Origin of the sequence: Dulcicalothrix desertica PCC 7102 (genome assembly GCF_003991905.1) — a bacterium.
Classification (GTDB): domain Bacteria; phylum Cyanobacteriota; class Cyanobacteriia; order Cyanobacteriales; family Nostocaceae; genus Dulcicalothrix; species Dulcicalothrix desertica.
The window spans coordinates 611,887-638,603 of the sequence record NZ_RSCL01000001.1; the positions used below are offsets into that span (position 1 = coordinate 611,887).

The 26,717-nt window shown below is 37.8% G+C and carries 26 protein-coding genes and 1 pseudogene; 16 read left to right on the forward strand and 11 right to left on the reverse strand.

From position 1 onward, the window contains the following. Positions 1-35: 35 nt before the first annotated feature. Positions 36-521: a XisI protein gene (locus tag DSM106972_RS02725; protein WP_233787782.1), complete on the reverse strand. Its 486-nt coding sequence runs from the start codon at positions 519-521 to the stop codon at positions 36-38. Positions 522-643: 122 nt separating this feature from the next. Here DSM106972_RS02725 and DSM106972_RS02730 point away from each other — a divergent pair, with 122 nt between their 5' ends. Next, positions 644-1,474, forward strand: a complete 831-nt coding sequence (locus tag DSM106972_RS02730; RefSeq protein ID WP_127078586.1) for a Uma2 family endonuclease — start codon at positions 644-646, stop codon at positions 1,472-1,474. On the opposite strand, the gene DSM106972_RS02735 is transcribed toward DSM106972_RS02730, so the two are convergent. Together DSM106972_RS02735 and DSM106972_RS02740 are read right to left on the reverse strand one after the other, a co-directional pair. Beyond that, entirely contained in the window at positions 1,475-1,672 is a 198-nt protein-coding gene (locus tag DSM106972_RS02735; RefSeq protein WP_127078588.1) for a hypothetical protein, read from the reverse strand. Between the two features lie 161 nt (positions 1,673-1,833). After that, positions 1,834-3,072 (reverse strand): M64 family metallopeptidase, encoded by a 1,239-nt coding sequence (locus DSM106972_RS02740; RefSeq protein WP_127079121.1) that lies wholly within the window; start codon positions 3,070-3,072, stop codon positions 1,834-1,836. A 319-nt stretch (positions 3,073-3,391) separates the two neighbouring features. On the opposite strand from DSM106972_RS02740, the gene DSM106972_RS02745 reads away from it, so the two are divergent. Next, a complete protein-coding gene (locus tag DSM106972_RS02745; RefSeq protein ID WP_127079123.1) occupies positions 3,392-4,576 on the forward strand; it encodes an MFS transporter in 1,185 nt (394 codons plus the stop codon). A 168-nt stretch (positions 4,577-4,744) separates the two neighbouring features. Here the strand turns inward: DSM106972_RS02745 and DSM106972_RS02750 are convergent, their stop codons facing one another. Continuing rightward, on the reverse strand, positions 4,745-5,401 hold the full coding sequence (locus DSM106972_RS02750; RefSeq protein ID WP_127078590.1) for a SnoaL-like polyketide cyclase: 657 nt from the start codon (positions 5,399-5,401) through the stop codon (positions 4,745-4,747). Between the two features lie 110 nt (positions 5,402-5,511). Here DSM106972_RS02750 and DSM106972_RS02755 point away from each other — a divergent pair, with 110 nt between their 5' ends. The 4 genes from DSM106972_RS02755 to DSM106972_RS02770 all read left to right on the forward strand — a co-directional run bounded on the left by DSM106972_RS02755 (position 5,512) and on the right by DSM106972_RS02770 (position 11,270). Next, the gene (locus DSM106972_RS02755) at positions 5,512-9,000 is read left to right on the forward strand and encodes a WD40 repeat domain-containing protein (RefSeq protein ID WP_127078592.1); all 3,489 of its coding nucleotides are present in this window, start codon (positions 5,512-5,514) and stop codon (positions 8,998-9,000) included. Positions 9,001-9,142: 142 nt separating this feature from the next. Further along, entirely contained in the window at positions 9,143-10,429 is a 1,287-nt protein-coding gene (locus DSM106972_RS02760) for an APC family permease (protein ID WP_127078595.1), read from the forward strand. A gap of 117 nt (positions 10,430-10,546) precedes the next feature. Beyond that, a complete protein-coding gene (locus tag DSM106972_RS02765; protein WP_127078597.1) occupies positions 10,547-10,849 on the forward strand; it encodes a type II toxin-antitoxin system HicB family antitoxin in 303 nt (100 codons plus the stop codon). A 4-nt stretch (positions 10,850-10,853) separates the two neighbouring features. After that, positions 10,854-11,270, forward strand: a complete 417-nt coding sequence (locus tag DSM106972_RS02770) for a type II toxin-antitoxin system VapC family toxin (protein WP_127078599.1) — start codon at positions 10,854-10,856, stop codon at positions 11,268-11,270. 20 nt (positions 11,271-11,290) lie between these two features. Here the strand turns inward: DSM106972_RS02770 and rnc are convergent, their stop codons facing one another. The 3 genes from rnc to DSM106972_RS02785 form a co-directional block, all read right to left on the reverse strand. Next, positions 11,291-11,965, reverse strand: coding sequence for a ribonuclease III (rnc, locus tag DSM106972_RS02775; RefSeq protein WP_127079125.1), 675 nt, complete (start codon positions 11,963-11,965; stop codon positions 11,291-11,293). A gap of 230 nt (positions 11,966-12,195) precedes the next feature. Further along, positions 12,196-12,930 carry an NYN domain-containing protein gene (locus DSM106972_RS02780; RefSeq protein WP_158632754.1) on the reverse strand — a complete coding sequence of 245 codons (735 nt, stop codon included), beginning with the start codon at positions 12,928-12,930 and terminating at the stop codon, positions 12,196-12,198. 681 nt (positions 12,931-13,611) lie between these two features. Continuing rightward, entirely contained in the window at positions 13,612-14,187 is a 576-nt protein-coding gene (locus tag DSM106972_RS02785; protein ID WP_127078603.1) for a Uma2 family endonuclease, read from the reverse strand. A gap of 839 nt (positions 14,188-15,026) precedes the next feature. Here DSM106972_RS02785 and DSM106972_RS02790 point away from each other — a divergent pair. Both DSM106972_RS02790 and DSM106972_RS02795 read left to right on the forward strand, forming a co-directional pair. After that, on the forward strand, positions 15,027-16,496 hold the full coding sequence (locus DSM106972_RS02790; RefSeq protein ID WP_233787781.1) for a DNA methyltransferase family protein: 1,470 nt from the start codon (positions 15,027-15,029) through the stop codon (positions 16,494-16,496). A gap of 161 nt (positions 16,497-16,657) precedes the next feature. Beyond that, positions 16,658-16,891 (forward strand): hypothetical protein, encoded by a 234-nt coding sequence (locus DSM106972_RS02795; RefSeq protein WP_127078605.1) that lies wholly within the window; start codon positions 16,658-16,660, stop codon positions 16,889-16,891. Positions 16,892-17,055: 164 nt separating this feature from the next. Here the strand turns inward: DSM106972_RS02795 and DSM106972_RS02800 are convergent, their stop codons facing one another. Then, a complete protein-coding gene (locus tag DSM106972_RS02800) occupies positions 17,056-17,313 on the reverse strand; it encodes a hypothetical protein (RefSeq protein ID WP_127078607.1) in 258 nt (85 codons plus the stop codon). 12 nt (positions 17,314-17,325) lie between these two features. Here DSM106972_RS02800 and DSM106972_RS02805 point away from each other — a divergent pair, with 12 nt between their 5' ends. The 6 genes from DSM106972_RS02805 to dusA all read left to right on the forward strand — a co-directional run bounded on the left by DSM106972_RS02805 (position 17,326) and on the right by dusA (position 21,703). Beyond that, on the forward strand, positions 17,326-17,643 hold the full coding sequence (locus DSM106972_RS02805; protein ID WP_233787780.1) for a phospholipase D-like domain-containing protein: 318 nt from the start codon (positions 17,326-17,328) through the stop codon (positions 17,641-17,643). Further along, positions 17,612-17,794, forward strand: coding sequence for a hypothetical protein (locus DSM106972_RS02810; protein ID WP_127078609.1), 183 nt, complete (start codon positions 17,612-17,614; stop codon positions 17,792-17,794). The genes DSM106972_RS02805 and DSM106972_RS02810 overlap by 32 nt, the downstream gene beginning before the upstream one ends. 93 nt (positions 17,795-17,887) lie before the next feature. Further along, positions 17,888-18,124, forward strand: a complete 237-nt coding sequence (locus DSM106972_RS02815) for an AbrB/MazE/SpoVT family DNA-binding domain-containing protein (protein ID WP_127078611.1) — start codon at positions 17,888-17,890, stop codon at positions 18,122-18,124. Then, positions 18,111-18,476, forward strand: a complete 366-nt coding sequence (gene mazF, locus DSM106972_RS02820) for an endoribonuclease MazF (protein ID WP_233787779.1) — start codon at positions 18,111-18,113, stop codon at positions 18,474-18,476. The genes DSM106972_RS02815 and mazF overlap by 14 nt, the downstream gene beginning before the upstream one ends. Positions 18,477-18,574: 98 nt before the next feature. After that, entirely contained in the window at positions 18,575-20,632 is a 2,058-nt protein-coding gene (gene bchD / locus DSM106972_RS02825; RefSeq protein ID WP_127078613.1) for a magnesium chelatase ATPase subunit D, read from the forward strand. Positions 20,633-20,746: 114 nt separating this feature from the next. Then, positions 20,747-21,703: a tRNA dihydrouridine(20/20a) synthase DusA gene (dusA, locus tag DSM106972_RS02830; protein ID WP_127079129.1), complete on the forward strand. Its 957-nt coding sequence runs from the start codon at positions 20,747-20,749 to the stop codon at positions 21,701-21,703. Here dusA and DSM106972_RS02835 read toward each other — a convergent pair. Continuing rightward, complete coding sequence (locus DSM106972_RS02835; protein ID WP_127078616.1) at positions 21,678-22,061, reverse strand: helix-turn-helix domain-containing protein; 384 nt, start codon at positions 22,059-22,061, stop codon at positions 21,678-21,680. The genes dusA and DSM106972_RS02835 overlap by 26 nt on opposite strands. 298 nt (positions 22,062-22,359) lie before the next feature. On the opposite strand from DSM106972_RS02835, the gene DSM106972_RS02840 reads away from it, so the two are divergent. Further along, the gene (locus DSM106972_RS02840; RefSeq protein WP_127078618.1) at positions 22,360-23,133 is read left to right on the forward strand and encodes a hypothetical protein; all 774 of its coding nucleotides are present in this window, start codon (positions 22,360-22,362) and stop codon (positions 23,131-23,133) included. A gap of 42 nt (positions 23,134-23,175) precedes the next feature. On the opposite strand, the pseudogene DSM106972_RS02845 reads toward DSM106972_RS02840, so the two are convergent. Beyond that, positions 23,176-23,691 (reverse strand): annotated as a pseudogene (locus DSM106972_RS02845) (Uma2 family endonuclease); the annotation flags it as partial. A 108-nt stretch (positions 23,692-23,799) separates the two neighbouring features. After that, a complete protein-coding gene (locus DSM106972_RS02850; RefSeq protein ID WP_127078622.1) occupies positions 23,800-24,507 on the reverse strand; it encodes a rhomboid family intramembrane serine protease in 708 nt (235 codons plus the stop codon). Between the two features lie 52 nt (positions 24,508-24,559). On the opposite strand from DSM106972_RS02850, the gene DSM106972_RS02855 reads away from it, so the two are divergent. Beyond that, positions 24,560-26,686, forward strand: coding sequence for a tetratricopeptide repeat protein (locus DSM106972_RS02855; protein ID WP_127078624.1), 2,127 nt, complete (start codon positions 24,560-24,562; stop codon positions 26,684-26,686). Positions 26,687-26,717: the final 31 nt, after the last annotated feature.

Consider the following 26,717-nt stretch of genomic DNA (forward strand, 5'->3'; position numbering starts at 1 on the left):
CTTGTGGAACGGGCATCCCTGCCCGTTACTAATTATTAACCCCTAACCCCTTCTAACGGCTTAACTTCAGATTTATTCTCAACTCCAACACCAAACTCAGTAAATTGCCGAACAAAAGGAGAACGATAGCCCAACACAATATCACTCTTTGGAACACCAGCCTCCACTAACTGTTGAGAAATCCCTTCCTGGGTGCCATCTCGCTGAATCCAAATTTGATTATTCTTAATATCAATATGAATCAAACTCCCATACACCTGAGCTTCATCCCGCCAACCAACAAACATAATCAAATAATGACCATTAGCTCGATCTGCGATTAACTCTACTTCCGTTCCTTCCCCTACTGTTGTAGTTGCATACGGTTGGAGGATTTTTTCTACTACGTTATAATAATTTAGTTTCTCCATAAAACAATCGCCTTCACATAAACAAGAAATACACAGAGTACACAGAGAGATTGGCGCCGACTCCCAAACATTAATAACACCGACCAATAGTGTCAGTACAAAATCTGGCACAAACAACCACTGATAGTAATCTCGCTTATAGTAATTTAATACCTATAAACGCGGTGGAAGTATCCACATCTACCATCTAAACTGAGGATATTAGCCTCAATTATATCTGGAGGTGCTGCAACATGGTACAACAAGTAACAGAATTTGATACCGCCGACGATTTGGACTTTTACCCAGAGAGCGACGGTAAACCGATGGCAGAGAATACGATACAGTTTCGTTGGATTGTTTTAATTAAAGAAGGCTTAGAAATATTTTTTGCATCAGCTTTAAATGTATTTGTTGCTGGAGACTTATTATGGTATCCAGTTAGAGGTAATAAATATATAAAGTGTGCGCCAGATGCAATGGTAGTCTTTGGGAGACCAAAAGGTGATAGGGGTGCATATGTACAGCACCGTGAAGGAAACGTGGCGCCGCAAGTAGTATTTGAAGTTCTCTCACCCGGCAATAGAAGTGCCGAAATGAAAAGAAAGTTTAACTTTTATCAAAAATATGGAGTCGAAGAATACTATATTTATGACCCGATTAAAAATAATCTACAAGGTTGGTTACGCTCAAATAGCATATTAAAACCAATTGCGAATATAAATAATTGGACAAGCCCACGGTTGAATATCAAATTTGTATTAACACCTACGACACTTGAAATTTATGACCCAAACGGTGAAAAGTTTTTAACTCCCGTAGAATTAAAAGAAGAAAGTAAACTTGAACGGCAGCAGCGTCAACAAGCTGAACAACAAGCTCAACTCGAACGACAACAGCGTTTACAAGCTGAACAAAAGGCTCAACAAGCCGAACAACAGGCTCAACTTGAACGACAACAGCGTGAACTCGAACGGCAAGCAAGATTTGATGCAGTGCGTCAATTACTACAAATGGGGTTGAGTGTCGAACAAGTTGCACAGGCACTTTCATTAACTATAGAAGAAGTGGAGCAAATAAGGTAATTACACGCAGTCACCTTGCCATTTTAAACGCCCCGCTAAATCTGAAAAATCGTAAGATTTTTTCTGAGTATTTTCTGGAATAGTACCTGGGTTTAAGACTATAACTACATCAACGGCGCCTGCCGATAAGTCTGTTGGTACATCAATATGTAAATTTCCTGAATCATCAATAACTGTTGCTAGCTTTAAGACTTTCATATTGTTACAACTTTCACAGCTACTCCCAATTATATGAGATAATGTTGGGTTTTCCTACCGCAAGCGAATATCCTTTGGATAACGGATAACTACGCTTGTGCTTGCTCAACCCAACTTACACTTACGTTCCTCAGCAATTTGTAACAGTTTTAGAAATTTGTTTATTTGTAAATGCTCCTACGTTTGAGTTTACGCTTTCGGGCTGAATTTGTTGTTAAAGCGCTGAGGGCAAGGAGACCCAAGATAGTGCTAGGTTCTGGAATTGAGGTTGTATAGGTGACATTCCAGGAGACAAGCTGCTCTAGAGAACTTTGGTTTGTCCGCACCCAGCCATTCACGGGGTCAAAACCAGTTGGGTCAAAAGCACGGGCAGATATAACATAATTTCCTGCACCATAACCGAAGTCGCGCAAATTAAATTTATCTTGGTTCGCTGTGGGAATAAGATTACCGTTAACAAACCACTCTAAGTTGATGATGCCTTTATCGATGGGGTTTACAAAAAGTTGAGTAGGGTTAACCAAAGGCGCCGTATTATCAAGCCAAGAATCGAGTGGATCGACCAAAGCATAAATATCAAGAATGATTTTCTCACGACTAACTGCATCGAACGGTTGGTACAATGAGCGCATCTTTGAATTATCTGATGGGCGGTAAATTCCCGTATTATAGTAACGTCCACCTTCATAAGCACCAATAACTCCAATACCTGGTTGGTCATAACCTAGCCAGCGCGACCACTTATTACCTGTAGGGTTTGTAGTAACGTTTACTTCGCTCGGTTCTCCTCCAATATAAGGAGTGTCAAACCCACCATATTCATCGGCTAGTTTACTAAAAGAATGACCTATTTCGTGTAGGGCAACTTCTTTCGCTGAGTCGTTTCCACCTGCGTAAACAGCATAAGCACCACCACCACCACCATACTTCGTATCGTTAACGATTACATACTGCATTTCTGCTGTCCACCCAGCACCAGCAAGAGCTGCATCACGCACTACGTTAGCTTGATAATCATTTATGTAAAGCAAGCGCTCAGTGATTCCATCATAGTAGTAGCTGGCGCCGAGTGCTGTGTCGCGGAAAATGTTTTCTACCGGAATGTCAGCTCCTGACTCATTGGAGACTATATCAATTTTATGTATATTGAAATAATTACGGTATCGAAAGAATGGGTCGGAGTTTAAGGAATTAGAGAACTGGTAGTCAAGATAGTCCTTGATGTGATTGTTGTATGTTCCACTCGCTAGGTCTGCCTCTGTATATCCATCACCAAGAAAAACAGCATCTACTCGATTCGAGGATGGACCATTATTTCTAATTGTTGTAAACGTTGCACCGAGAGCTGGTTCTGCAATTGTAGCCAGCAATACTCCAATTAATAGCTTAAAGAATTTCATTTATATTTCAAAATTTGTTATCAATACACGCGGGTAAACTACTTTAAACAAACTTTAAATTAGTGTCATACTGACATAATTACTGTTTGCTCAGTAGTTTTACAAGAAGCCAATTAAAATATTTATACCTGAAAATATGGCAAAAAAATTATCTTCACCAACTCTTTATAGAATCAAAGAAAAAATTAAATATTTAGACTTGTTTTTGTCAGTATTTACAACTAACATCAACAAGCGCACACGTTGACTGTTCAGTGTTGACAATTTTTTAGGGTGTACATGCTTGAATGGTAAAAGTGAAATTTTGTCAGATCAAAGTATGCAGCACAAAGGCGCCGCGTTAAAGTTTGTAATATTAATAGGATTTGTTAGTCTATGTGCGGATGCTACTTATGAAGGAGCGCGCAGTATTACAGGAGCTTATTTGCAAGTATTAGGCGCCAGTGGTACAGTAGTAGGTTTAGTTGCTGGGTTTGGCGAGTTAATAGGTTATGGTTTACGTTTATTTATTGGGTATTTAAGTGACCAAAGTAAGAAGTATTGGGGTATCACAACACTTGGCTTTATTTTAAATACGGCAGTTGTACCACTACTTGCATTTGCAGGTAGATGGGAAGTTGCTGCTGGTCTGATGATGGCAGAACGTACAGGTAAAGCAGTTCGTACTCCTCCGCGCGATGCTTTGCTGTCCTATGCAGTAAGTCAGGTTGGTAATGGTTTTGGGTTTGGGTTACATGAAGCAATGGATCAAATAGGCGCCGTTATTGGTCCGTTATCTGTTGCTGCTGTAGTATATTTTCAGGGGGAATATAAAAACGGCTTTCTAATTTTGGTAGTTCCTGCTGTTTTAGGATTGATAGTATTATTAGTCGGACAAAGAGTTTACCCAAACCCTCGTGATTTTGAGCCAGGTAATATAACAAGTAGTGAAGGATTACCGAAAGTTTTTTGGTATTACTTAATAGCTGTAGCTATTGTTGCTGCTGGATATGTGGATTTTCCGTTAATTGCTTATCACTTTCAAAAGAATAATGTTGCTTCAGGGCTTACCATTCCATTATTTTATGCTTTAGCAATGGGAGTTGACGCAATCGCAGCACTTTTATTCGGTTATCTTTTTGACTTATTTGGTATTTCTACTTTAGCTATTGCCGCTTTCACATCAGCATTTTTTGCTCCGTTACTGTTTTTAGATAGTACTAATCTGGTTTTACTAGGGGTTATAGTTTGGGGTATTGGAATGGGCGCCCAAGAATCTATAGTAAAAGCAGCAGTCGCTAAAATAGTACCTCCAGATATACGAGCTACTGCATATGGGATATTTAGTACAGGGTATGGTATAGCTTGGTTTCTGGGAAGCGCTTTAATGGGGATTTTATATGATAAATCGATTAATTGGCTAGTAGGTTTTTCGGTTGTAAGTCAACTTATTGCTGTACCCATGTTTATTTGGATTAAAGCTGAAGATAAAAAATTTAGAAACACACGCGATACCTCTAAGTAGTTTCTTTGTGTCCTAATAGTCTCTGTGGGAAAAACAGAACTTACGCAAAAATCCTATAAACCTGGTTTTTCGGTCGATAATTTTTCATAAAAACGACGATTTTTGGTAGAAACCAGGTTTCTGTGCGTAAGTCCTAAAAAAAATTAAACCGCAAAGGAAGAAAAGAAGTTACTCTTTACTCATTTTATTTTTAGTTAGTTGGTCTAGAAACTTAGTATTATCATAGTAATGTTCAAGTGAAAGAAGTTTTAAATCTTCACTAACATGGGCAACGCTAACTCCAATAATTTCAATCGTTTCACCCGTAGGTTGATAATTTTTATACTCACCTTCAAAATGTCCCCAATGGCGCCATTTAAAGGTAATTACTGGTGGTGCTGAGTATATTTCTAGCACTTCCCACATAAAACCATTTGGGAATGCGTTATGAAATAGCTTTGTGGATGTTTCAAAGTTTTCTTCAGAAGCTTTATAGTGTGTGGTGTCACCAATTAATAGCTTATAAGTACCTGATTGTACTATATCGTTGACTGTGTAACTGGCGCCTCCATTGGTACTCATGCGAAATTTGTCTTGAACTACTGTTATCCATTGTCTTGGGTCAGTTTTGAAATTAGCTTCAATATCAAACGCACGTACCAAGTTTTGCACTAATGCTGCGAGTGAGTTTTGCGAGTGATTACAAATGCTTTCTTTATTGAGATTGGTATTAGAACGAGTATAATCAGGTTTCTCTCCGTAACGCCATTTTACATCAGTGCTGTATTGTAAAACAGTATCTCGGTGTTGTAACCACAGGGGAAGATTGTTAATATTTGAAGTCATAAATAAGTTCCTCTCATCTACACACGCATAATGGCATCGACAAGATGAGCAACACCAGGGAAGTTAAGGAAGTTCTGAAAATAATTATCTTCCTGTTTTAGGAAAACATCATGGTACGAAGTCAACGTGGAGTGGTGCTAACTACTCTTGGACAACAAAGATTATTACAAGCTATACAAAACTCTGAAAATCATGATAATTATGGCGCCCATTACACAATAGAATTATTAAGTGCGCGTACTAATTTAGACCCAGGTACTGTTTCTAAAGTTCTAGGTTGTTCTACAGGAGTTGATAGACGCACTTTACAACGTTTCTTCAAAGCTTTTGCATTAACTTTGGAAGCTGATGATTATATTAAACCAAGAGTACATATATCAAAACAATCTTGGGGTGAGGCGCCTGATATATCAAGTTTTGTAGGAAGAACACAGTTATTACAACAGTTAGAAGAATTAATTATAGTCTCGCGCGTTCGTTTGATTACACTTGTAGGTGTCGGTGGTATTGGTAAAACTGCATTGTCAGTAAAGATAGCTCAAATTGTGGCGCCGCAATTTGATTATGTCATCTGGCAAAGTCTTCGCAATGCACCACCACTGATAGAATTACTTAATGAGTTAGTACAATTTTTATCAAATGGAGAAGCAAGTGATTTACCAAAAAATATAACTTATCGAATTAATAGTTTGTTAGAATACCTAGGTAACGCGCGTTGTTTACTGGTATTTGATAACGTTGAAGCTATTTTTCAATCTGGTGAATATGCAGGTAGCTACCTTCCAGGTTATGAAGATTATAGTGAATTATTTAGTCAAATAGGCGCCCGTCATCACCAAAGCTGTATAATTATAACCTCACGAGAAAAGCCTATAGAAATTACTGCACTAGAAGGAGATAAACTTCCAGTTCGCTGTCTAACAATTCCAGGTCTAGGCATTTCAGAAATTCAAGATATTTTTCAAAACAAAGGAATATTCTTAGGAACAAATACAGACTGGGAGCATTTAATCAATAATTATGCGGGTAATCCATTATACTTAAAGATTATTTCTACAACAGTATTAGACTTATTTGATGGTGACATTTCAAGATACCTTCAGCAAAACATTTCAATATTTGGAAATCTTAAAAACTTACTCGAACAAGAGTTTAATCGATTATCTGAGTTTGAACAGTCTGTAATATACTGGTTGTTGATTTATCGTGAACCTGCTGATATCAATCAACTAGCTAGCGATGTTATACTAATTGACCCATCAAATTTACTTGATACTATTGAATCGCTACATCGTCGTGCGCTAATAGAGAAAAATACTTCTTTATTTACATTACAGCCTGTGGTGATGGAATATGTGAAGCTTAGGTATATAGAAACAGTCTGTCAAGAAATTATTCAAGGTAATGTTAGTTTATTACGGAGTCACGCAATTATTCAAGCAACGGCGCCTGATTATATTAGAGTAGTGCAAACTCGTTTGATTTTGGCGCCTATTCTCGAACGTTTATCTTTACTTTTTGGACATCCAGAGCAAATACAAATCCAACTTTCCCGTGTTTTAGACAAATTTCGTAATCAACCTGCTTATATATGTGGGTATTTAGCTGGTAACATAATTAACTTGCTCGGTCAAATTAAACCAGTAATCAGGGATTTAGATTTTTCAGGTTTGACAATTTGGCAAGCTGATTTAACAAATCTTACATTACATAACGTTAACTTTGAAAATAGCCATTTTGCCAAATCTACATTTCCCGAAAGCTTTGGGATAATTTTTGGTTTAGCATTTAGTCCAGATAATACATTTCTCGCAATGGGAAGTATTGATGGGGACATTAGTATATGGAATTGGCAAAATAACCAAAAAGTTTTAGATTATTCAGGACACAGCAATATAGTTGAGTGTGTCACTTTTAGTTCAAATGGGAAACTTGCTAGCAGTAGTCGAGACGGAACAATCAAAGTTTGGGATACAGCAACGGGTCAACTACTTATACAAACTAGTACAGAAAATGGTTCAATTAACCTCAAAAATCTTCAATTCACCCAGGATGGATGCTTTTTAGTTGCTTCTTGCAAACAGTATATATATGTCTGGGATGTAGACACAGGTAGTATTTCAAGGATTATCGACACTCAAAAACCTGTATCAGCACTGTTCGTATCAAAACAAATTATATCAGGCGCCAGTGATGGTGTTAATATCTGGGATTTATATACAGGTGAATGTGTAAGTTTCAATATAGACGGCGCCGTGTATGCCGTTACATGTACAAACGATGGTAGGATATTAGCCGTTACAGTAGAAAATAAAACTGTACAAATCTGGGACGTTAAAAATAGTGAGCGTCTTTACACGTTTCTAGAACACAGCTACAAAGTATCTTTAGTCGCAATTAGTAATGATGGTAAAATGCTAGCTTGTGGCTGTGGAGAGAAAACAATCAAGCTTTGGAATATAGATACAGGTAGTTATCACCAAACACTAGAAGGACATCTTTCAGAAATTAATAGTCTTGCTTTTAGTGCTGATGGTAAAGTGTTAGCTACTGCCAGTGTAGACAGAACCGCACGTTTATGGAATGTAGCAAACGGTAAATGTCTCAAAACCTGGCAAGGATGTACAGATTTTGTACACTCCCTCGCATTTAAGAGTGATAGTGTAATTATTAGTGGTAGCAAACACGCAATTAAAATCTGGGATATCAATACAGGAAAAACTCTTGAAACTTGGCACGAGTATAAAGATTGGCTATATTCTCTGATATTGAGTCCTGATAAACAATGGCTAGCATGTGCCCATATCGCCAGTAATAACAGTATTATTCGATTATGGCGCCTATCATCAGAAACAAAAAATTTACTTACATCTATAAATAAAATATTACACGGTCATACAGATAGTATTTGGTCGATTGCCTTTAGTCTAGATAGTAAAATTATTGTCAGTGGAAGTAGTGACCGTACTGTAAAAATATGGGATTGTGAAACAGGGCAATGCTTAAATACCTTTATAGGACATACTCGTCCCGTCCTTTCAGTCGCATTTAGTCCAGATGGAAAAATAATTGCAAGTTGTGGTGGTCATTCAATTATCAAATTATGGGATGTCACAACAGGTGAATGCGTCCAAACTCTAAAAGAACAAGCATGTTATAACATCACCTTTAGTCCAGATGGAGAAACTTTAGCTTGTGGCAGCACAACAGGTATAGTAAATCTTTGGAATATTCGCAGTGGTAAATGTACAAAAATAGGACAGTATGGACATGCGGTTACATCAATTGCATTTAGTCCTGATGGTACACTCGCTTGCGGCGCCAAAGATGGTACAGTTAAACTATGGGATATTAATACATACACTTGTATAAAAAGCTTCAATACTAATGATAGTACAGTATGGTCACTAGCCTTTAGTTCAAATGGATTAATACTTGCTTGTGGCGCCGATACTAAAATCCAACTTTGGAATACTTCTTATTTCTCGTATATTACACTTCAGGCGCCTAAACTTTATGAAGAAATTAAGATAAAAAGTGTTACTGGTTTAAGTGGAACAAGTATAGCGAATCTTATATTACTTGGCGCCATCGAGTAAAAAATGATAGGTTGCTTGCAACGGATGCAACGGATGTAACGGATAGTTGATTACCTGAATTTAACCAAAATCTAAAATAATAGAAATATTAAGTTATTGAGAATATTTAGCCAAATGGTTTTAGCTTACCAGGGGGTAAAATATGGCTGTTACTAACCCACAGCCTCAATTGAAACGTGAGTTAGGAGTATTCGGCGCCACCTTTATGGGTTTGGGGTCAATAGTTGGTACTGGGGTATTTGTTAGTATAGGTATTGCAGCAGGAATTGCTGGGCCAATGGTAATAATAGCAATCTTCATAGGCGCCTTAGTAGCAACTTTTAACGGACTCAACAGCGCACAGCTAGCAGCAAGTCATCCGGTAAGTGGTGGTAGTTATGAATATGGATACAGATATTTAACTCCAGCGTTTGGGTTTACAGCTGGTTGGATGTTTTTGGTAGCAAAGACAGCTTCAGCAGCTACAGCAGCTTTAGGTTTCGCTGGATATTTAGTTAATATTCTAAGTTTAAGTTCAACCTTGATTGTTCCAATTGCTTTTATTACTGTAGCAATTATGACCGTAATTGTTCTCAGTGGAGTAAAGCGCTCGAATTTTGCTAACACTGTAATAGTATCTGTAACGTTATTATCTTTAGTGTTTTTTATTCTGGTGTGCTTACCGCGTGCAATTACTGAAGGTGCAAGTAATTTATCACCAACATTAAGCGAAGTTTCTTTAGCTAACATACTTCAAGCTAGCGCGCTGATGTTTGTAGCTTATACAGGTTATGGACGTATAGCGACAATGGGGGAAGAAGCCAAAAACCCACGGGTAACTATTCCCAGAGCAATGATTGTTTGTTTGTTACTAACAATGGTGCTTTATATAACAGTAGCAGTTGTTGGTATTGGTGCAGTTGGAGTAGATGTATTAGCTAATCAAAATAAAACGGCGCCATTAGAAGCAGCAGTTCGTAGTGTAGCAGGTAGTGGCGCCAGTGTAGTTTTAGCAATAGGCGCCATGACAGCAATGTTAGGTGTACTATTAAACTTAATACTAGGATTATCGCGCGTATGGTTAGCAATGGGGAGACGCTTTGACGCACCCAGATTTTTAGCACGTTTAAACCAACAGCAAACAACACCACACTATGCAGTAATATTAGTAGGCGCCACAATAGCCCTATTAGTATTATTAGGCAACGTAAAAACAACCTGGTCATTTAGTGCATTTAGCGTATTGATATACTACGCAATCACCAACTTTGCAGCATTAAAACTCTCACCCCAAGAACGACTTTACCCCAAATGGATAGCCATCCTAGGAATATTATCCTGCTTATTTTTAGCATTCTGGGTAGAATCATCAATTTGGCAAATTGGCATCGGATTAATAATCGCTGGTCTAATTTGGCACAAAGTTAGACGTGCCGTAGCAACAAGTTAACCTCTTGTACCTCTTGTGGAACAAACCTCTTGTGGAACGGGCATCCTTGCCCGTCCCATACCTATAGTGCTAAAGTTACCTTATCATACAACATTAAATATTAAGGAAAACTTATAAATGCAGTACCAAGTCCTTGTTCAGAATCAATCCAAACAGCATTATATCGCATCAGTAGTTGGAATACCAAATCTAACAGTTGAAGGCACAACTGAGGAAGAAGCGATATCTAAAGCCAAATTAGCCTTAGAAACACAATTATCAAACAGTAAGTTTGTAACAATTGAGGTAAATGCACCCCCATTAACCCAAGAGATAACACCGCAATATAAGTATGCAGGAATATTTGCTTCAGATTCAACATTTGATGACTTTACAGAGAAACTTGCTCTAATTCGTAAAGGTAAAATGCTGATAGTTTAGGATAATGACAATTTATATTTTTGATACTGACCACTTAAATTTTTACGGACGTAACAATTTAGCAGTAATGATGCGGTTGTTAACATCAAATATAAGATTAGCAACAACTGCTATTAACGTTGAAGAACAAATGAAAGGTCGTTTAGCTCAAATTGCCGAAGCACAAGATGAAGCTAAAAAGTCAATTGCTTATCAACGATTAGTAGAAACAGTTACTTTACTGTCTGAATTTAATATACTTCAGTACAGTGCCAAGCCTTACAAGATTTATGAAACACTTAAGGAACAATGTACTGACGTTGGTACTCAAGAGTTACGTATAGCGTCTATCGCACTCGCTAACAACGGTGTTCTTCTAACAAGAAACATCCAATATTTCAATAAAATCCCCGGATTAATTATTGAAGATTGGTCGATATAGCATTCCTTTTAATTTTCCTTTTAACTTGCTCCTACGTTTATTAACGCATCTTCTGCCGCTGCTTTTTCGGCTTCTTTTTTATTCTTTCCTTTACCCTTGCCATATACCTTCCCTTCAACGACTACTTTTGCTAAAAACAGTGGTGCATGTGGTAATCCACCCTCCTCAACTGTTGTATACTTAGGAGGATTCTTAGAAACATTTTGCTGCACCCACTTTTGAAACCGATTCTTTGAATCAACATCAGAACGAGATGTAACAACGTTTTTAGGAACTGCGTCAAAAAGTGGTTCAATAATCTTTTTAAGCGCCTTAGTATCACAGTCATTATCAAGATAATAGGCGCCGACAACAGCTTCAAAAGTACTACTAAGTAAATTCTCATTATAAAAACCACCTTCTCGGATAGTACCCTTTCCTAAACGCATCCGAAAATCTATACCAACTTCAAGAGCAAACTTAGCCAGTTGCTTCTCATCAACCAGTGCAGAACGTCTCCGAGTCAACTCATCCTCGCTTTTATCTGGAAAGCGATGAAATAAATATTGCCCACTGAGAAAATTTAATATCGCATCACCTAAAAATTCTAACCGCTCGTTATGCTCTCCGGCGCCTGGGTTTTCATGAACATACGAACGATGAGTAAGCGCGTGACGCAGAAGTTTTTCATTACGAAATCTTAACAATTCATGCATTTGATTCAAAATTTGACCTATATAGAGATACATATCGCAATAAAAAACCGATTTCTTGCAGTTTAAATGAATCTTGCTTTTTCAAGACAAGACATTTAAAAAAGGAGCAACAGGCATATAAAACCGTAGGGTGTGTGACGCCACCAAAAAATTTCAACGTAGTAAGAAAACTTGTAGCGTCACGCACCGACTCCCTTCAGTAGATGACATTAAATATCTGACAGGTAAATTTAAGCCAGAAATAATTGATTATCCTTCATGATAATTTTGCCATCACTTACAACAGCCTCAATAAACTTCTTAAAACGTGAAAACTTAATACCATTATCTGTACGAATACAGTGACAACCTTGGTATGAAGGAAAACTTTTACGCATTAAATCATTAATATAACCTAATCCTGTAGATTTATTTTGACTTAACGCGGTTTTAACTGCCCGAATTAGATATTTAATAGCCTCACGATAACTAAGTTCAGACGATGTAACTTGAGTTGAAGCTTCTGAAGTCACAGGTTTTTCCATCAGTTGTTGTAAATCATTGAGATAATAAAATTGGTTAGCAGATTGTATTAATCTAGCGTTGACATTACCGCTTTGAGCAATTACGATAACATGCTTACCCAAATATTTTAAGATTTCAACTAAATCTATAAAGTCTCCGTCTCCTGACACAATAATAATAGTATCTGGATGTGCTTGACGAATGTCTTTAATTATGTCATTGGATATTCTATAATCCACAGAATTTGGTAATGAACAAGGAACATCTATGCAAGTAATATTGTGAAATTCTAAAAACTTTCTAATAACCAAAGGATTGTAATAAAGTTTGGCGGTAAGAAGTGTTCCTATCGAATTTGCGAAATCCTGCAATAAACTTACAGTTTTTTCATTTAAATTTACATTTTGGTAGTCACAGTAAATGGAAACGGAAGATTGCTTTGTGCTTAACGGTGTAGCCATGATAAATAAGTCCTCAGAAATTTTGTTCTCCGGACAGCACAATATGCCAAGCATTAAACGTAAAATTAGATAATACAAGAAAGTCATTAAAGTTAGACCTTCTCTAAAATTAACTAATCTTACATATGCCACAATAGTAAATTCCAGTCTCAGTTATCGAATTCTGGGCGCCCTGCATGGTGTCAAGTCAACCAGTTCGACAAACGTATAAAATAAAAGTTAAAGCCAATAGCGCTAACTTCATTCCAGACGTTTAGCAAACGGGATGACCGGGCACTACGCAGGATACCCAGAATCCGACAATTGAGACAACAATCAACTTTGAAGCTTATGCTTGAGAATGATTATTTTGCTGTCTGATATAGACAATATTCATACTGATATAAGCTTGTCAATACTATAATTCAGAATTTACATAATCTTTACATAATGTCAGGCGCCGCTTGTAATTTGTATAGATGGGACGGGCAAGATGCCCATCCCACAAGAGTTGTATCTTTTTAGTTCATTTATACTGTATTTGGTTACAAGCTCGGAACATTATCAAGCAAGCTCCAAACTGTCTTCTCATTTATTGGAGATTATTATTATGTAGTGGAGCTTTGGTGTTAAAAATTAGATTTAATTCGATTATTTACAAAATCCTTTGATACACAGTGCTGTAACAAGCGAGAGGTGGAATTAAGCAGGAAAAATTTTGTTTAAATCGATTGACAAATCAGGGAAACAAGGTAGCTTCACGGTTTGACTTGGTAATTCAATACGCTTGTTCCGATAATTATATTTACCTTGATTATCTTGATATGGCTCACTGTAACATTCCAATTGGTTATCAGCTAAATTAAATATCCAGTAATCAAAAATACCAGCTTCAGCGTATAAAGGTAATTTTACATCTTGGTCATAATCTATAGATGAGTCAGAGACTTCCATCACTAGCAACACATCTTCTGGGGTAGGATGACCAGAAAAATAATCATCCGAACTGTTTTTAACTATCGCAAAATCTGGTTCAGGTTCGCTGTTGGGGGGCAAAGTAACAGGAGCTTGAGATTGTAAAGTTGCTCTACCACCAACTAATTTGGGCAGTTCTTTCAATAATCTTCTCAAACAAGTTTCATGTGCTTTCCCTTTTGCAGCCATCTGAATGATTTCTCCTTTAATCAGCTCAATGCGACTATCTTCATGGAAAAAGCCTATTTCTGCTAATTTGTGGTACTCATCAAGAGTGAAACGTTTAGCTTGAGCAATTGCCATAACTTTTCTCTAGAAAGATTGTACTCGTAAATATAACAACTATTTTAAAGCCGTTCGACGGGCTTTGACTCCAAACTCCGAACATTACGGAGAAAGCTGCGAATATTACAAAAAAAGCTCCGAAAAATAATATAGTAACTAATTACTACTATAAATATCCTTGATTTTGCGTAGGGGTTTATCTACTCCTTTTCACTTTTACCGTATAAATATCAGTGACGGTTACTAAACGGGTAAATTAAAGTTAAGGTGAAGCTAGGTAAGGAGATATATATCGTTTTCACGAAGCATATAACATAAATATAGCTCAAATCAAGGTGCAATACATGTTTCATTGATTAGGGTCAAAAAATCAATTTATAAAATTTTTCCTTAGTTATCCTGATGACTCCAAACAGACTGTGCAAAAGTTTATACTGAGTTAAAATCAGGTAAAGGTCGCATCTAAGTTTCGAGGCAACGTCTATCAGGCCTTCCAATTACATTTATGATGCGGATACCTATTTAATCCTATAGGAAGTAACACTTATTTTAACGTCTGTAATATTTATAAACGCATTTTCCAGTGAGGAATATGCCTTATTTTGCTATGAAAAAATTTCTCTTAATGTAGAGACGCTTAAACCGGAGGTTTTCCCACAGGGATACATTGCCTCTCTACAATATAGATTTTAAATTTTACTGAAAATTTTAACGGCGCCGCACGCAGCAGTTTTATCTGACTAGTGCAACATTATCATGCTTTCGATTATTGATAATTACTGCATTTAAGCTTTGCAGGTGGATATTAGCGCGCTTTTTTAAGGACAAAACACTATAAGAACAGGGTTTATATATATATGGCAGTCGCACTAGAACTACAAGAGTCTATTAAATCTTCGCTTCAAAAATTAAAAAATACCGAAGCACTTAAAAAATTATTTTGGAGTCAGTTAAATTACGAACGAGAAAATAAAGAGCTTTCTCGTAGAACATTAAGTGATGCAGTAAAGAATCAAGTTGAAGGGGAACCTTTATTATTAGCATCTGGAGGCGCCAATAAAGCTTTCCATATAATTTATACCCGTCTTAAATCAGAAAATTTATCTAGACAAAGCGAAAGAGTAGTTGTCAATCAACTTTTACAAGAACATCCATACGCTTTATTTGTATTTTCCAATAACTCTCAATCACATTGGCATTTTCTAAATGTAAAGTACGATAGTTCACCTCAAAAACGAAGATTATTTCGTCGCATTACTGTTGGAGAAGGGGAACAATTACGCACTGCAATAGACAGAATAAGTCTGTTGGACTTAGAAAAAATTCCAAATGCATCACCTTTAGACATTCAAGCACGACATGATGAAGCGTTTGATGTTGAAGCTGTCACCCAGGAATTTTTTAGGGAGTATCGTAAAACCTTTGAGAAAGTAGAAGGTTTAATTAAATGGACAACTGACTCTGAACAGAAACGGTTATTTACTCAAAAGCTGTTTAACCGTTTAATGTTCGTCGCGTTTATAGAGAAAAAGGGTTGGCTAAAATTTGATAAGAGAACAGATTACCTATCAGCTTTGTGGGAATCTTACCACAAAGATGGCGCCTCAGACAAAAACTTCTACAGAGACAGACTTTCCCACCTCTTCTTCGTCGGACTCAATAACCCTCAAGAACACGACATCACCGGAATTAATAATGGTGGTTTTCTAAAAGACTTGATAGGTAGCGTACCTTACCTCAACGGTGGTCTGTTTGAACAAGCTGAAGATGATAAAAATACTAAGATTATCATTCCAGATGAATGTATAGACACTATTCTTCATGACCTATTCCAACGCTTTGCATTCACCGTTACCGAGAGTACACCACTTGATGTAGATGTCGCGGTAGACCCAGAAATGTTGGGTAAAGTATTTGAAGAACTAGTTACAGGGCGCCATGAGTCTGGAAGCTACTACACTCCAAAACCCATCGTTTCTTTCATGTGTCGTGAAGCATTAAAGGGGTATTTAAAAACTCAAGTAGCTAACGAATCACAAGATGCAGTAGCACAATTTGTTGATGAACACAACCCAGATAATTTAGTAAATCCAGAAGCAATATTAGAAGCATTACGCTCAGTTAGATGCTGTGACTTAGCTGCTGGAAGCGGCGCCTATTTATTAGGAATGCTTCACGAACTATTAGATTTACGTCAATGTTTATTTGCAACTAAGGGCTTAGATTCAAATACTGTTTATGAACGCAAACTAAATATTATTGAAAATAATCTATATGGTGTAGATAAAGATGTATTTGCCGTAAATATTGCGCGGTTAAGATTATAAGCAATATCTAAACTAGTTCAAAAATGCCTAGACGCAAAAGGCGCCAATTGTTCGCAGTGGGAGGAAGAAATAAACGCGCGTGTTGCTGCTCTTTATGGACTATAGGAGAATATAGAAGAGAACCAGAACGCTTGCTATATTAGAAAATGTTAAGGAAAGCCATGCAATCAGCTTTACATATCACAACTAAAGTTTTATCAGGCAACAAAATAGAAGTAGAAATTCCCGAAGCTCAAATTGGCGACAATGTAGACGTATTTGTAGTTTTGCCAGAAAAAGTAGAAACTAAAAAGCGTTCAGCTGTAGATATTCTTAACGAGTTACCAGGGAGACAGCTTTTCAAAACTGCCGAAGAAGTAGATAAGTATCTCAAAGAGGAACGGGAGTCATGGTAATGCTAAATATCCTAGTACAGCATGACGTAAATATGTCTACCATTTATGATTTTGATTTAGTCCTCTTCAAGAGGACTTTCGCTATTAGACAACGGTTTATAACCGTTGGCGGGTTTGGTATTCTGTAGCGTTTGTTGCGTTCCGTTCCTCCACCCAACCTACGACTATTTATTTAGAGATTCTAGATAGTTTAGAATCCTTTGATTTTCAAGCATCAACTCTTTAATATCTGTGCTATCACTATATCTTTCTTGATTATTAATTTTATGACGTTGCATAATTACTACTTGTTGTTGCATATCCGCTACTTTTTGTTGCATTTTATCTATCCTTGGTAAAATGAAATCTCTTAAACTCATCATTTTTTGAATTGCTTTGGCGTTAGATTCAATCAACTTATTAGCTTCTTCAAAATTACTCATATATATATACCAATGCCTACACATGATATTATAGATAATCGCAATCAAAAGTTAGTAGACCAAATTAAGCGCATACTCGACTCATCCGAAGCAGCGCATTTTGCTGTAGGTTACTTTTTTCTTTCTGGCTTTACCGCTATTGCAGAACGTCTTACCAATATTAAAGAACTACGCTTATTAATTGGCAATACTAGCAACCGCGAAACTATCGAACAAATTGCCCAAGGATACCGAAGATTAGAATTAATTGAGGATAAAATCGAAAGTCAATATTTTAGAAAAAGCCTTTCGCTTGAGTGTGAACCAAGCTGTCAACCGCGAGCTAAATAAATTACGTCGAGATGGCTTTACAGGTAAAGAATTATTTAACCAGCTAATACTAATTTACCGTCAACATAACATGCACGAGTTACAAGATAATAGCTTGCCCATACTATCTCAACCAATTCCCTTTATTGTTTGTAGTGAAGGCTTAGTGTAATAGTTACTTTATACTTGTGATATCATAACTAACGAAGAGGGATTATTCCCTTATATATACATTAATGATTTTGTGTCCTTGGCAATAAGTAAAATGACTACTCAAAAGCTAACGCTTGAAATATCAGAATCACTCTTTGAGGAATTACACCGCTTTGCAGAACTAACTGGTCAATCTGTAGAATCTTTGGCTCTACAAAGTATTACAAGCAGTTTACCCGACTTTGGCAAGAAAGTATATAACCTTGATGACTTATTATCACAGGTAACAGCAGATAATTTGCACGGTGAAATCTATAGTGGAGAACCAGTAGGTCGTGAAATCTTCTGATTCATCTGATTCAATAATTTACATTCCTACACAGGGTGATATAGTTTGGATAAATTTTACACCCCAAGTTGGACGAGAACAAGCAGGTAGACGACCTGCACTCGCAGTTTCGCCATTTAAATATAATAGGCGAGTTGGATTAGCTTTAGTATGTCCCATCACTACAAAAGTTAAGGGATATCCTTTTGAGGTAGCAATTCCAGAAAATTTAGCGGTATCAGGGGTCGTGTTAGCCGACCAGGTAAAATCATTTGACTGGCAAGAAAGAAATGCTGAGTTTGCTTGTAAAGCACCACCCGAAGTAACCGTTGAAGTTATTACTATACTCAGAACTTTAATGCCTCTACCATAAGTTATACTCAGCACTCAGTACTCAGCACTCAGCACTCAGTACTCAGCACTCAGCACTATTCTGGTATGCTTAAAGCCGATAAGATAATTATTTAAGCTATGCCAGCGTCTATTCAACCTACTATTACGGCTTTTCCCCTGGCTGCTGTTGTTGGTCAGGAAGCTATTAAACTAGCTTTATTATTGGCAGCAGTTGACCCTGGACTTGGGGGAGTTGCTATTGCTGGTCGTCGCGGTACGGCAAAGTCAGTAATGGCACGCGCTATTCATGCTTTGCTGCCTCCTATTGAAGTGGTTAAGGGGGGGATAAGTAATTGTGACCCTAGTCGTCCTGAAGAGTGGGATGATATTCTTGTTCCACAGGCATCTTGCCTGTTACTGGAAGACTCTAAGGATGCCCGTTCCACAAGAGAGACAGAAATTATTCCGGCGCCTTTTGTACAGATACCTCTTGGCACTACTGAAGATAGGCTATTAGGTTCTGTTGATGTCGAAGAGTCGGTAAAACAAGGCGCCACCATATTTCAACCTGGTTTACTAGCTGCTGCACATCGGGGAGTTTTATATGTTGATGAAATTAACTTACTTGATGACCAAATAAGTAACCAGCTATTAACTGTATTATCTGATGGGCGTAACCAAATTGAACGTGAGGGTATTAGTTTTCAACACCCTTGTAGACCGTTGTTTATTGCAACTTATAACCCAGAAGAAGGAGACTTACGCGAACACCTTCTTGACCGTATTGCTATAGTTCTTTCTGCTAGTGGTGTACTTGGTTTAGACCAACGTGTAGAAGCAGTTGAGCAAGCTATATCTTATTCCCGTTCTCCTCAAGAGTTTTTACAGCAGTATAGCGAAGATATTGATAGCATTAAAACTCAAATTATTTTGGCGCGCGAGTGGCTCAAAGAAGTCACTATTACTCATGAGCAAATAGCTTATTTAGTAGATGAGGCAGTTCGCGCACAAGTACAAGGACACCGCGCGGAGTTATTTGCTGTACGAGTCGCAAAAGCTGCTGCTGCTTTAGAAGGACGTAATAAAGTTACAGCAGAAGATTTAAAGCGTGCGGTGGAATTAGTAATAGTGCCAAGAGCAACTGTTGTTCAAACACCACCACCCGACCAACCACCACCTCCTCCCCCACCACCACCACAAAGCCAAGACGAGGAAGATAACCAAGAGCAGGAACAGGAAGAAGAAGAGGAAGAAGAAGAAAACGAAGACCAAGAACAACCTGAGCAAGAACCCCCAGGTATTCCCGAAGAGTTTATTTTTGACCCAGAGGGAGTAATTCTTGATGATAGTGTGTTGTATTTTGCCCAAATGGCACAACGTCAAGGTAAGTCAGGAAGTCGCAATGCGATATTTTCTGATGACCGAGGACGTTACGTTAAGCCAATGTTGCCTAAAGGTAAAGTTAAACGTATTGCTGTTGATGCCACTTTACGTGCTGCGGCGCCATATCAAAAAGCCCGTAGAGAAAGACAACCAAATCGTAAAGTCGTTGTTGAACAGGGTGATATGCGTTCTAAACGGTTAGTTCGTAAAGCAGGCGCCTTAGTTGTATTTATAGTAGATGCATCTGGTTCAATGGCGTTAAACAGAATGCAGTCGGCAAAAGGCGCCGTCATGCAATTACTAACCGAAGCGTATCAAAACCGTGACCAAATATCATTAATACCTTTTAGAGGTGAACAAGCAGAAGTGCTATTACCTCCCACTCGTTCAATAGCACTTGCACGTAACCGTTTAGAAAGATTACCTTGTGGTGGTGGTTCGCCATTAGCACACGGACTAACTCAAGCTGTACGTGTAGGAATGAACGCTCAAATGAGTGGTGATATTGGGCAAGTAGTTCTAGTCGCAATTACTGATGGTCGTGGTAACATTCCCCTCTCACGTTCATTAGGAGAACCGCAAGACCCAGACCGAAAACCTGATATCAAAGCTGAATTATTAGACATTGCAGGACGAATCCGCGCCCTTGGAATGCAGCTTTTAGTAATAGATACCGAAAGTAAATTTGTCTCAACAGGCTTCGCAAAAGAATTAGCGACTGTTTCAGGTGGTAAATATTATCACCTACCTAAAGCTACCGACCAAGCCATCGCCGCAATGACAAAAGGCGCCATTGCCGATTTAAGACGCTAAAATTGATGATGTAGAGACGTTACATGTAACGTCTCTACAATGTAATGTAATTTATTAATCGCAATTACTAAAAAATTGGTACGACAAGACTACTACCCCTTAAGCGTGGCGCCAATGATGGACCACACAGACCGTCATTTTCGGTATTTCATGCGGCAGATAACAAAAAAGACTCTGCTATATACCGAAATGGTTACAAGTGCAGCAATATTACACGGTGATAAAGAACGTCTTTTAGGATTTTCAACCGAAGAAAAACCCCTAGTTCTCCAAGTTGGTGGTGATAACCCAGCACAACTTGCCGAATGTGCCCGTATCGCATCCGATATGGGGTATGACGAAATTAATCTAAATGTTGGTTGCCCTAGTAGTCGAGTTCAAGATGGTAACTTCGGCGCCTGTTTAATGGCAAAACCTCACAAAGTAGCTGACTGTGTAGCAGCAATGATTGATGCTGCTAATATTCCTGTAAGCGTCAAGCATCGTATTGGTGTCGATGAAATAGACTCCTACGAGGATATGGCAAACTTTGTCAGTATTATTGCTTCTGCTGGATGCCGTATATTTAATGTTCACGCCCGTAAAGCTTGGTTAAAAGGTTTAAGTCCAAAAGAAAACCGTGATATTCCACCTTTACGTTACTCAGATGTTCATCGTCTTAAAGCAGAATTTCCACACTTATTTATTGAAATTAACGGCGGATTTTTAAATCTAGAACAGGTTCGCACGCAATTAAAATCAGTTGATGCGGTTATGATTGGACGTGCAGCTTATGATAACCCTTATATATTTGCCTCTGCCGACTCACTCATTTACAGAGAAAATACTCCGGCGCCAACACGTCATCAAATTGTAGAAGCAATGTTTCCCTATATAGATTTAGGGGCAGCAAAAGGATTGAAACTTAATAAAATCACTCGTCACATGCTGCAATTATTTGCTGGACAACCAGGTAGTCGCGCGTGGAAACAGCATTTAACAGAATATTCTTGTCGTGAAGGTGCATCATCACAAGTTGTCGCACAAGCACTTGCTTTAGTACCAATTAAACAGCTTGAGGCAATTCATTAGTACTAGAAGTTTTTAAATTATTCTTTGCCAAAGAGTCAGCAATTAATCGTAAAACCTCAACTTGTTCTTCAGGCGCGGCTTGAACCACCATAGTTCGTAAACTGGCGCCGGAGTCGGTCTTTACGCCAAATAATTCACATAAATACCAAGTTCTTGCATCTTGGGGCAGTACTAGGAGTAGAGCAATAAGCTTCGCGGCTCCTAGGTCAGCTTTTCCATGACGAAAGCGCGAAAGAATAACTCTTGAAATGCCAGCATCAGCAGCTACTTTTGTCGCATTCAAATTGAAGCGGTTCATCATTTCGTCGAACAACTGCCAGTGCGATTCAAAATTTTCCTGCGTTATAAAACTTTGCATTTTTTATATTGTATAGTTATCTATACGCTGTATACTAAGCGATACAATAGAAAGTAGCGATATACGGCTAATCCAATCGTACCAAACGATTCACAATTTTGCCTAAATCGTCATCAGACATAAGTGGACAGTTTGAGAGTGTTTGTTAACAACCTCTTGTCCTCTTGCTGCCCCCAATTAAAAGCGGAAGGCGCCCAACATTTTAATAATCGTTAATTAACGTCTCCGTATTATTACCGCAAAATTTTTATTCGGCAAGTCAAGAGCGAATCATTATGCATTATTAGAGGTGTCACTTATGAATACTACATCTACTAAAGATTTCAACAGAAATTCTGTTTCAGTTAAAGCGCGCCTTTTTCCAGCTAAAGAGCCAGGAGGTAGATACTGGACTGGAAACAAGATTAGGAAATCCTCGAACACAAATATATCTTCTAGGAAAAATGATGATGCGAAATTCCTAGAGGATAAGCAAGACCTCGATATATCCTCTAGGAAAATAGATGGCGCGAAATTCCTAGAGGATAAGCAAGACCTCGATATATCCTCTAGGAAAATAGATGGCGCGGAATTCCTAGAGGATATACAAGACCTCGATATATCCTCTAGGAAAATAGATGGCGCGGAATTCCTAGAGGATAAGCAAGACTCAAATATATCCTCTAGGAAAATAGATGGCGCGGAATTCCTAGAGGATAAACAAGACTCAAATATATCCTCTAGGAAAAATGATGATGCGGAATTCCTAGAGGATAAGCAAGACATCAATATATCCTCTAGGAAAATAGATGGCGCGGAATTCCTAGAGGATAAACAAGACTCAAATATATCCTCTAGGAAAAAGCGGCGCCTAAAGGGTGACGGTAGTGGATGTATATATTACCGGACTTCTATTAAAAATGGTAAAGAATATCACGAAGCGTACTTTCAGTATGAATTTTGGAAAAAAGGAGACTGCTTATCAAAATCTTCTAGGTATATTCCTAAGAAATTACTAAAGGTAGTTCAAGAGTTAAATCAATGTAAGGCGCCTGTTCGGGAAATTTTGGCAGTTCTAGGAGAAATATTGTAGCACTGCCCACCTTACTATTGATGTGGTAATTGCAATCAAGATTTAATTACCAAGTTCTGTAACTTGTGATTCTGGTAAACCTGTTATTTGCGCTACCTGTTCCACAGGTATTCCTTGCTTGAGTAAATTTGCTGCAACTTGCTTTAATTGAGACTCAGCATTATCCGCACGCAGTTTTTCTTGTTCAGCACGTTGTTCCTGTTGTTCGGCACGTTGTTTTTCAAGTTCTGCAATTTCTTCAGAGTTTGGTAATAACTGCCCATCCAAGGTTGCCCAGCGTAACCAAGTGATATTATTTATACCTTTATAGTTACCTTGCCATCGTACTAGTGTTAAACCGAGTACTTGACTGACTAGCTGACCTTGCGCGTTTGGATATATTGGCTGATATGTTTTACTGTGGAATGAGAATCCTGCCAAGTCACTTGGATCAAAAGGATTAAACCAAAAATACTCAGGTACACGCATTTTGTTATGATAAAGAATTTTTTTCTCATCTTTATCTGTAGCTGCTGTACTACTAGAAAGTAGCTCAATAATAATATCTGGTGCTTTGCCTTCCTCCCAAGTATTACTCCACTTTTTATTGAGAAAGGTAACAAAAAACTTGAATTCGGCAAAAAGTTGTTATTACCTTATTTACGATTATAAACTGCTTTATATATTTCACCTTTGCTGAAATCGCATAAAAACGGCGCCAAACAAAATTCCAATTCCATGCGTCCAATAACCTATACTCCATTGGTTAACACCATTGGGCGGAATATCTAAACTACCTATTCCATAAAATAGTTGTTGAATAAACCACCAAAATAAATACAAAAAAGCAGGTATTTCTACAGGAATAAATACAACTAGTAAAGGTAACACTGAATCTATTTTAACTTTAGGAAATTTATATATGTATGCTCCTAAGCACGCAGCTACGGCGCCATTCGCTCCAATTAACGGTACTGCTAAATTTGGTTCTACGAATATTTGTACTATAGTTGTTAATATTCCGGCTCCCAGATAAAGAGCTAAGAAGCGCACCGGAGCGAGTACTTTTTCGAGAGTGCTACCAAATACCCATAAAAACAGCATATTTCCCAATATTTGGGCAAAACTGCCATGCAGAAACATTCCTGCTAGTAAGGACGTCGAACGTATTATGATGGCTATGCTTGCTGCTGCATTACCTGATGCGGTACTTGCCATTGCACCCGATATTTCTGCAGGCGCTACTCCCCAAGCATTAATAAAATATCCTAGTTCTCCTGACAGTTCGAGCTTTAGTTCGTATAAAAATAAAGCGATGTTTAAACCAATTAAGCTCCAGATCGCTAACGGCTTGGCGCGCGTAAACAAGAATACATTATCGCTAACAGGAATCATAAAATTGAGTATGTCAATATTAAAATTAGATGTATCGCATTAATTAAAGCAAATGTTAGGAAGCACACTCGCACTTCGATACCAAATTATTAATAGCCTTGGGGGTGGTGGATTTGGTGAAACTTATGTTGCTTCGGACTCACAACTCCCTGGTACACCGCAATGTGTGGTTAAAAAACTCAAGCCTCAATCCAATGACCCTGAAACTCTACAAACTGCACGGAGACTATTTGATACTGAGGCACAGGTTTTATATAAGTTAGGTACTCACGAACAAATTCCTCAGTTAAAAGCTTATTTTGAGGAAAATCAAGAGTTTTACCTTGTGCAAGAATTCATTGAAGGTCATGACCTGAGCGTTGAATTGATACCAGGTAAAGTTTACTCCCAAGAACAAGTTATTTTACTTTTGCAAGAAATTTTAGAAATCTTAAAATTTGTTCATCAAAATAAAGTTATTCATCGCGATATAAACCCTCGTAATATCCTCCGTCACAAACACGATAATAGGTTATTTTTAATTGATTTCGGCGCCGTTAAGCAAATTACTACAAATGTTGTAACTTCTCAAAGTCAAAAATTTACTGTTGCTATAGGTACTCCCGGATACATTCCTAGCGAACAAGCACAGGGAAACCCTAGATATAGCAGTGATATTTATGCACTAGGTATTATTGGTATTCAAGCTTTAACAGGTATACCACCCGAACAGTTAGAATATGATGAGTCTACGAATGAAATTGTTTGGCGCCATCAAACAACTGTAAGTGACGAGCTTGCAGCAATTCTAGATAAAATGGTACGGTACGATTTTCGTCAACGGTACCAAGATGCTAGTATGGCGCTACAAGCATTTAAAGATTTAAATAAACGCCAGTCATCTCAAGCTACAATTGTTGCTTCTCCCGCATCTCCTATTGTTTTAGTACAGCAACATATTCAGCCTGTAAATTATATTAAATTTATTAAGTCTATCAATATAAAAAGTATCGTTACTAAAACTATAACAGGAATAGCTTTGCTAGGTTGTGCGACAACAGTATATATGTTTGTTGCAAGTGCTATAAATTCCAATAATTCTGCTGAACTGTATAAACAAGCCAATACCTTATATGAATTGCAACGTTATAATGATGCTTTAAATACATATCAAAAAGCTGTTGAAATACGTGCTGATTATGGTGATGCTTGGTATGGTAAGGGTAAAGCTTTACATGAACTCAAACGATATAAAGATGCTTTACTAGCATACGATAAAGCTATTCAAATTTCTCCAAATAATAAAGACGCTTGGAGAGGTCGAGGTTTTACTTTAGATAAGTTAAATCGTCAAAGCGAAGCTATTGCTTCATATGATAAAGCATTAACTATACAACAGAACGATTTTGAGGTATGGAACGCTAAAGGTGAATCTTTGGCTGATTTGAAACGTTATGATGATGCAATTAAGGCTTTTGATAAAGCTGTCGAGCTAAAACCAGATTATTATCAATCTTGGTTCAATAAGGGCAAAATACTTCATACCCTCAAACGTTATGATGACGCTCTAAACGCTTATGATAAAACAATAGAGCTAAAACCAAGTTACGAAGCAGCTTGGTATAGTAAAGGCAATGCGTTAACAAATTTACAACGTTATCAAGACGCATTTAACGCTTACGATAAAGCCGTACAACTCAAACCAGATTATGCGGCTGCGTGGTTTTCCCGAAGCAATATGTTACTAAATTTACGACGATATCCAGAAGCTATTGACTCATTCAACCAGCTAATAAAATATGACTCTAATAATCACGAAGCGTTTTCAACTCGTGGTTGGTTATTACATCAACAGCAACAATATGAACAAGCTGTACAATCTTACGATAAAGCAATAGCGATTAAACGTAACAACTATCAAGTTTGGTTCAATCGCGGTAATTCACTATTTAGCCTTAAACGCTACGAAGATGCAGCAGCATCATACAACCGCGTGATTCGTTATAAACCAGACCATTACGAAAGTTGGTACAGTCGAGGAAACGCATTCTTTAATATGCAGCGTTTTCAAGATGCTATTGCTTCTTATGAACGTGCCATTCAACTGAAACCAGATTACCAGCAAGCAATAAATGCTCTCAAAGCATTGCAAGCGCAGCAGCAACAACTTCAACAACCCCAACAGATAATTAAAAGATAATTAGCTATTAGCTAGTTAGCTAGTTATCTAT

Coding starts and splice junctions, on each gene's coding strand:
- rnc (WP_127079125.1), bottom strand. CDS start 11,965: ATGCATGAATTGTTAAGATTTCGTAATGAAAAACTTCTGCGTCACGCG.
- DSM106972_RS02800 (WP_127078607.1), bottom strand. CDS start 17,313: ATGAGTAATTTTGAAGAAGCTAATAAGTTGATTGAATCTAACGCCAAA.
- DSM106972_RS02745 (WP_127079123.1), top strand. CDS start 3,392: ATGCAGCACAAAGGCGCCGCGTTAAAGTTTGTAATATTAATAGGATTT.
- DSM106972_RS02750 (WP_127078590.1), bottom strand. CDS start 5,401: ATGACTTCAAATATTAACAATCTTCCCCTGTGGTTACAACACCGAGAT.
- bchD (WP_127078613.1), top strand. CDS start 18,575: ATGCCAGCGTCTATTCAACCTACTATTACGGCTTTTCCCCTGGCTGCT.
- DSM106972_RS02770 (WP_127078599.1), top strand. CDS start 10,854: ATGACAATTTATATTTTTGATACTGACCACTTAAATTTTTACGGACGT.
- DSM106972_RS02760 (WP_127078595.1), top strand. CDS start 9,143: ATGGCTGTTACTAACCCACAGCCTCAATTGAAACGTGAGTTAGGAGTA.
- DSM106972_RS02815 (WP_127078611.1), top strand. CDS start 17,888: ATGACTACTCAAAAGCTAACGCTTGAAATATCAGAATCACTCTTTGAG.
- DSM106972_RS02840 (WP_127078618.1), top strand. CDS start 22,360: ATGAATACTACATCTACTAAAGATTTCAACAGAAATTCTGTTTCAGTT.
- DSM106972_RS02850 (WP_127078622.1), bottom strand. CDS start 24,507: ATGATTCCTGTTAGCGATAATGTATTCTTGTTTACGCGCGCCAAGCCG.
- DSM106972_RS02780 (WP_158632754.1), bottom strand. CDS start 12,930: ATGGCTACACCGTTAAGCACAAAGCAATCTTCCGTTTCCATTTACTGT.
- DSM106972_RS02805 (WP_233787780.1), top strand. CDS start 17,326: ATGCCTACACATGATATTATAGATAATCGCAATCAAAAGTTAGTAGAC.
- DSM106972_RS02795 (WP_127078605.1), top strand. CDS start 16,658: ATGCAATCAGCTTTACATATCACAACTAAAGTTTTATCAGGCAACAAA.
- DSM106972_RS02855 (WP_127078624.1), top strand. CDS start 24,560: ATGTTAGGAAGCACACTCGCACTTCGATACCAAATTATTAATAGCCTT.
- DSM106972_RS02740 (WP_127079121.1), bottom strand. CDS start 3,072: ATGAAATTCTTTAAGCTATTAATTGGAGTATTGCTGGCTACAATTGCA.
- DSM106972_RS02730 (WP_127078586.1), top strand. CDS start 644: ATGGTACAACAAGTAACAGAATTTGATACCGCCGACGATTTGGACTTT.
- dusA (WP_127079129.1), top strand. CDS start 20,747: ATGATGGACCACACAGACCGTCATTTTCGGTATTTCATGCGGCAGATA.
- DSM106972_RS02765 (WP_127078597.1), top strand. CDS start 10,547: ATGCAGTACCAAGTCCTTGTTCAGAATCAATCCAAACAGCATTATATC.
- DSM106972_RS02835 (WP_127078616.1), bottom strand. CDS start 22,061: ATGCAAAGTTTTATAACGCAGGAAAATTTTGAATCGCACTGGCAGTTG.
- DSM106972_RS02785 (WP_127078603.1), bottom strand. CDS start 14,187: ATGGCAATTGCTCAAGCTAAACGTTTCACTCTTGATGAGTACCACAAA.
- DSM106972_RS02790 (WP_233787781.1), top strand. CDS start 15,027: ATGGCAGTCGCACTAGAACTACAAGAGTCTATTAAATCTTCGCTTCAA.
- DSM106972_RS02755 (WP_127078592.1), top strand. CDS start 5,512: ATGGTACGAAGTCAACGTGGAGTGGTGCTAACTACTCTTGGACAACAA.
- DSM106972_RS02735 (WP_127078588.1), bottom strand. CDS start 1,672: ATGAAAGTCTTAAAGCTAGCAACAGTTATTGATGATTCAGGAAATTTA.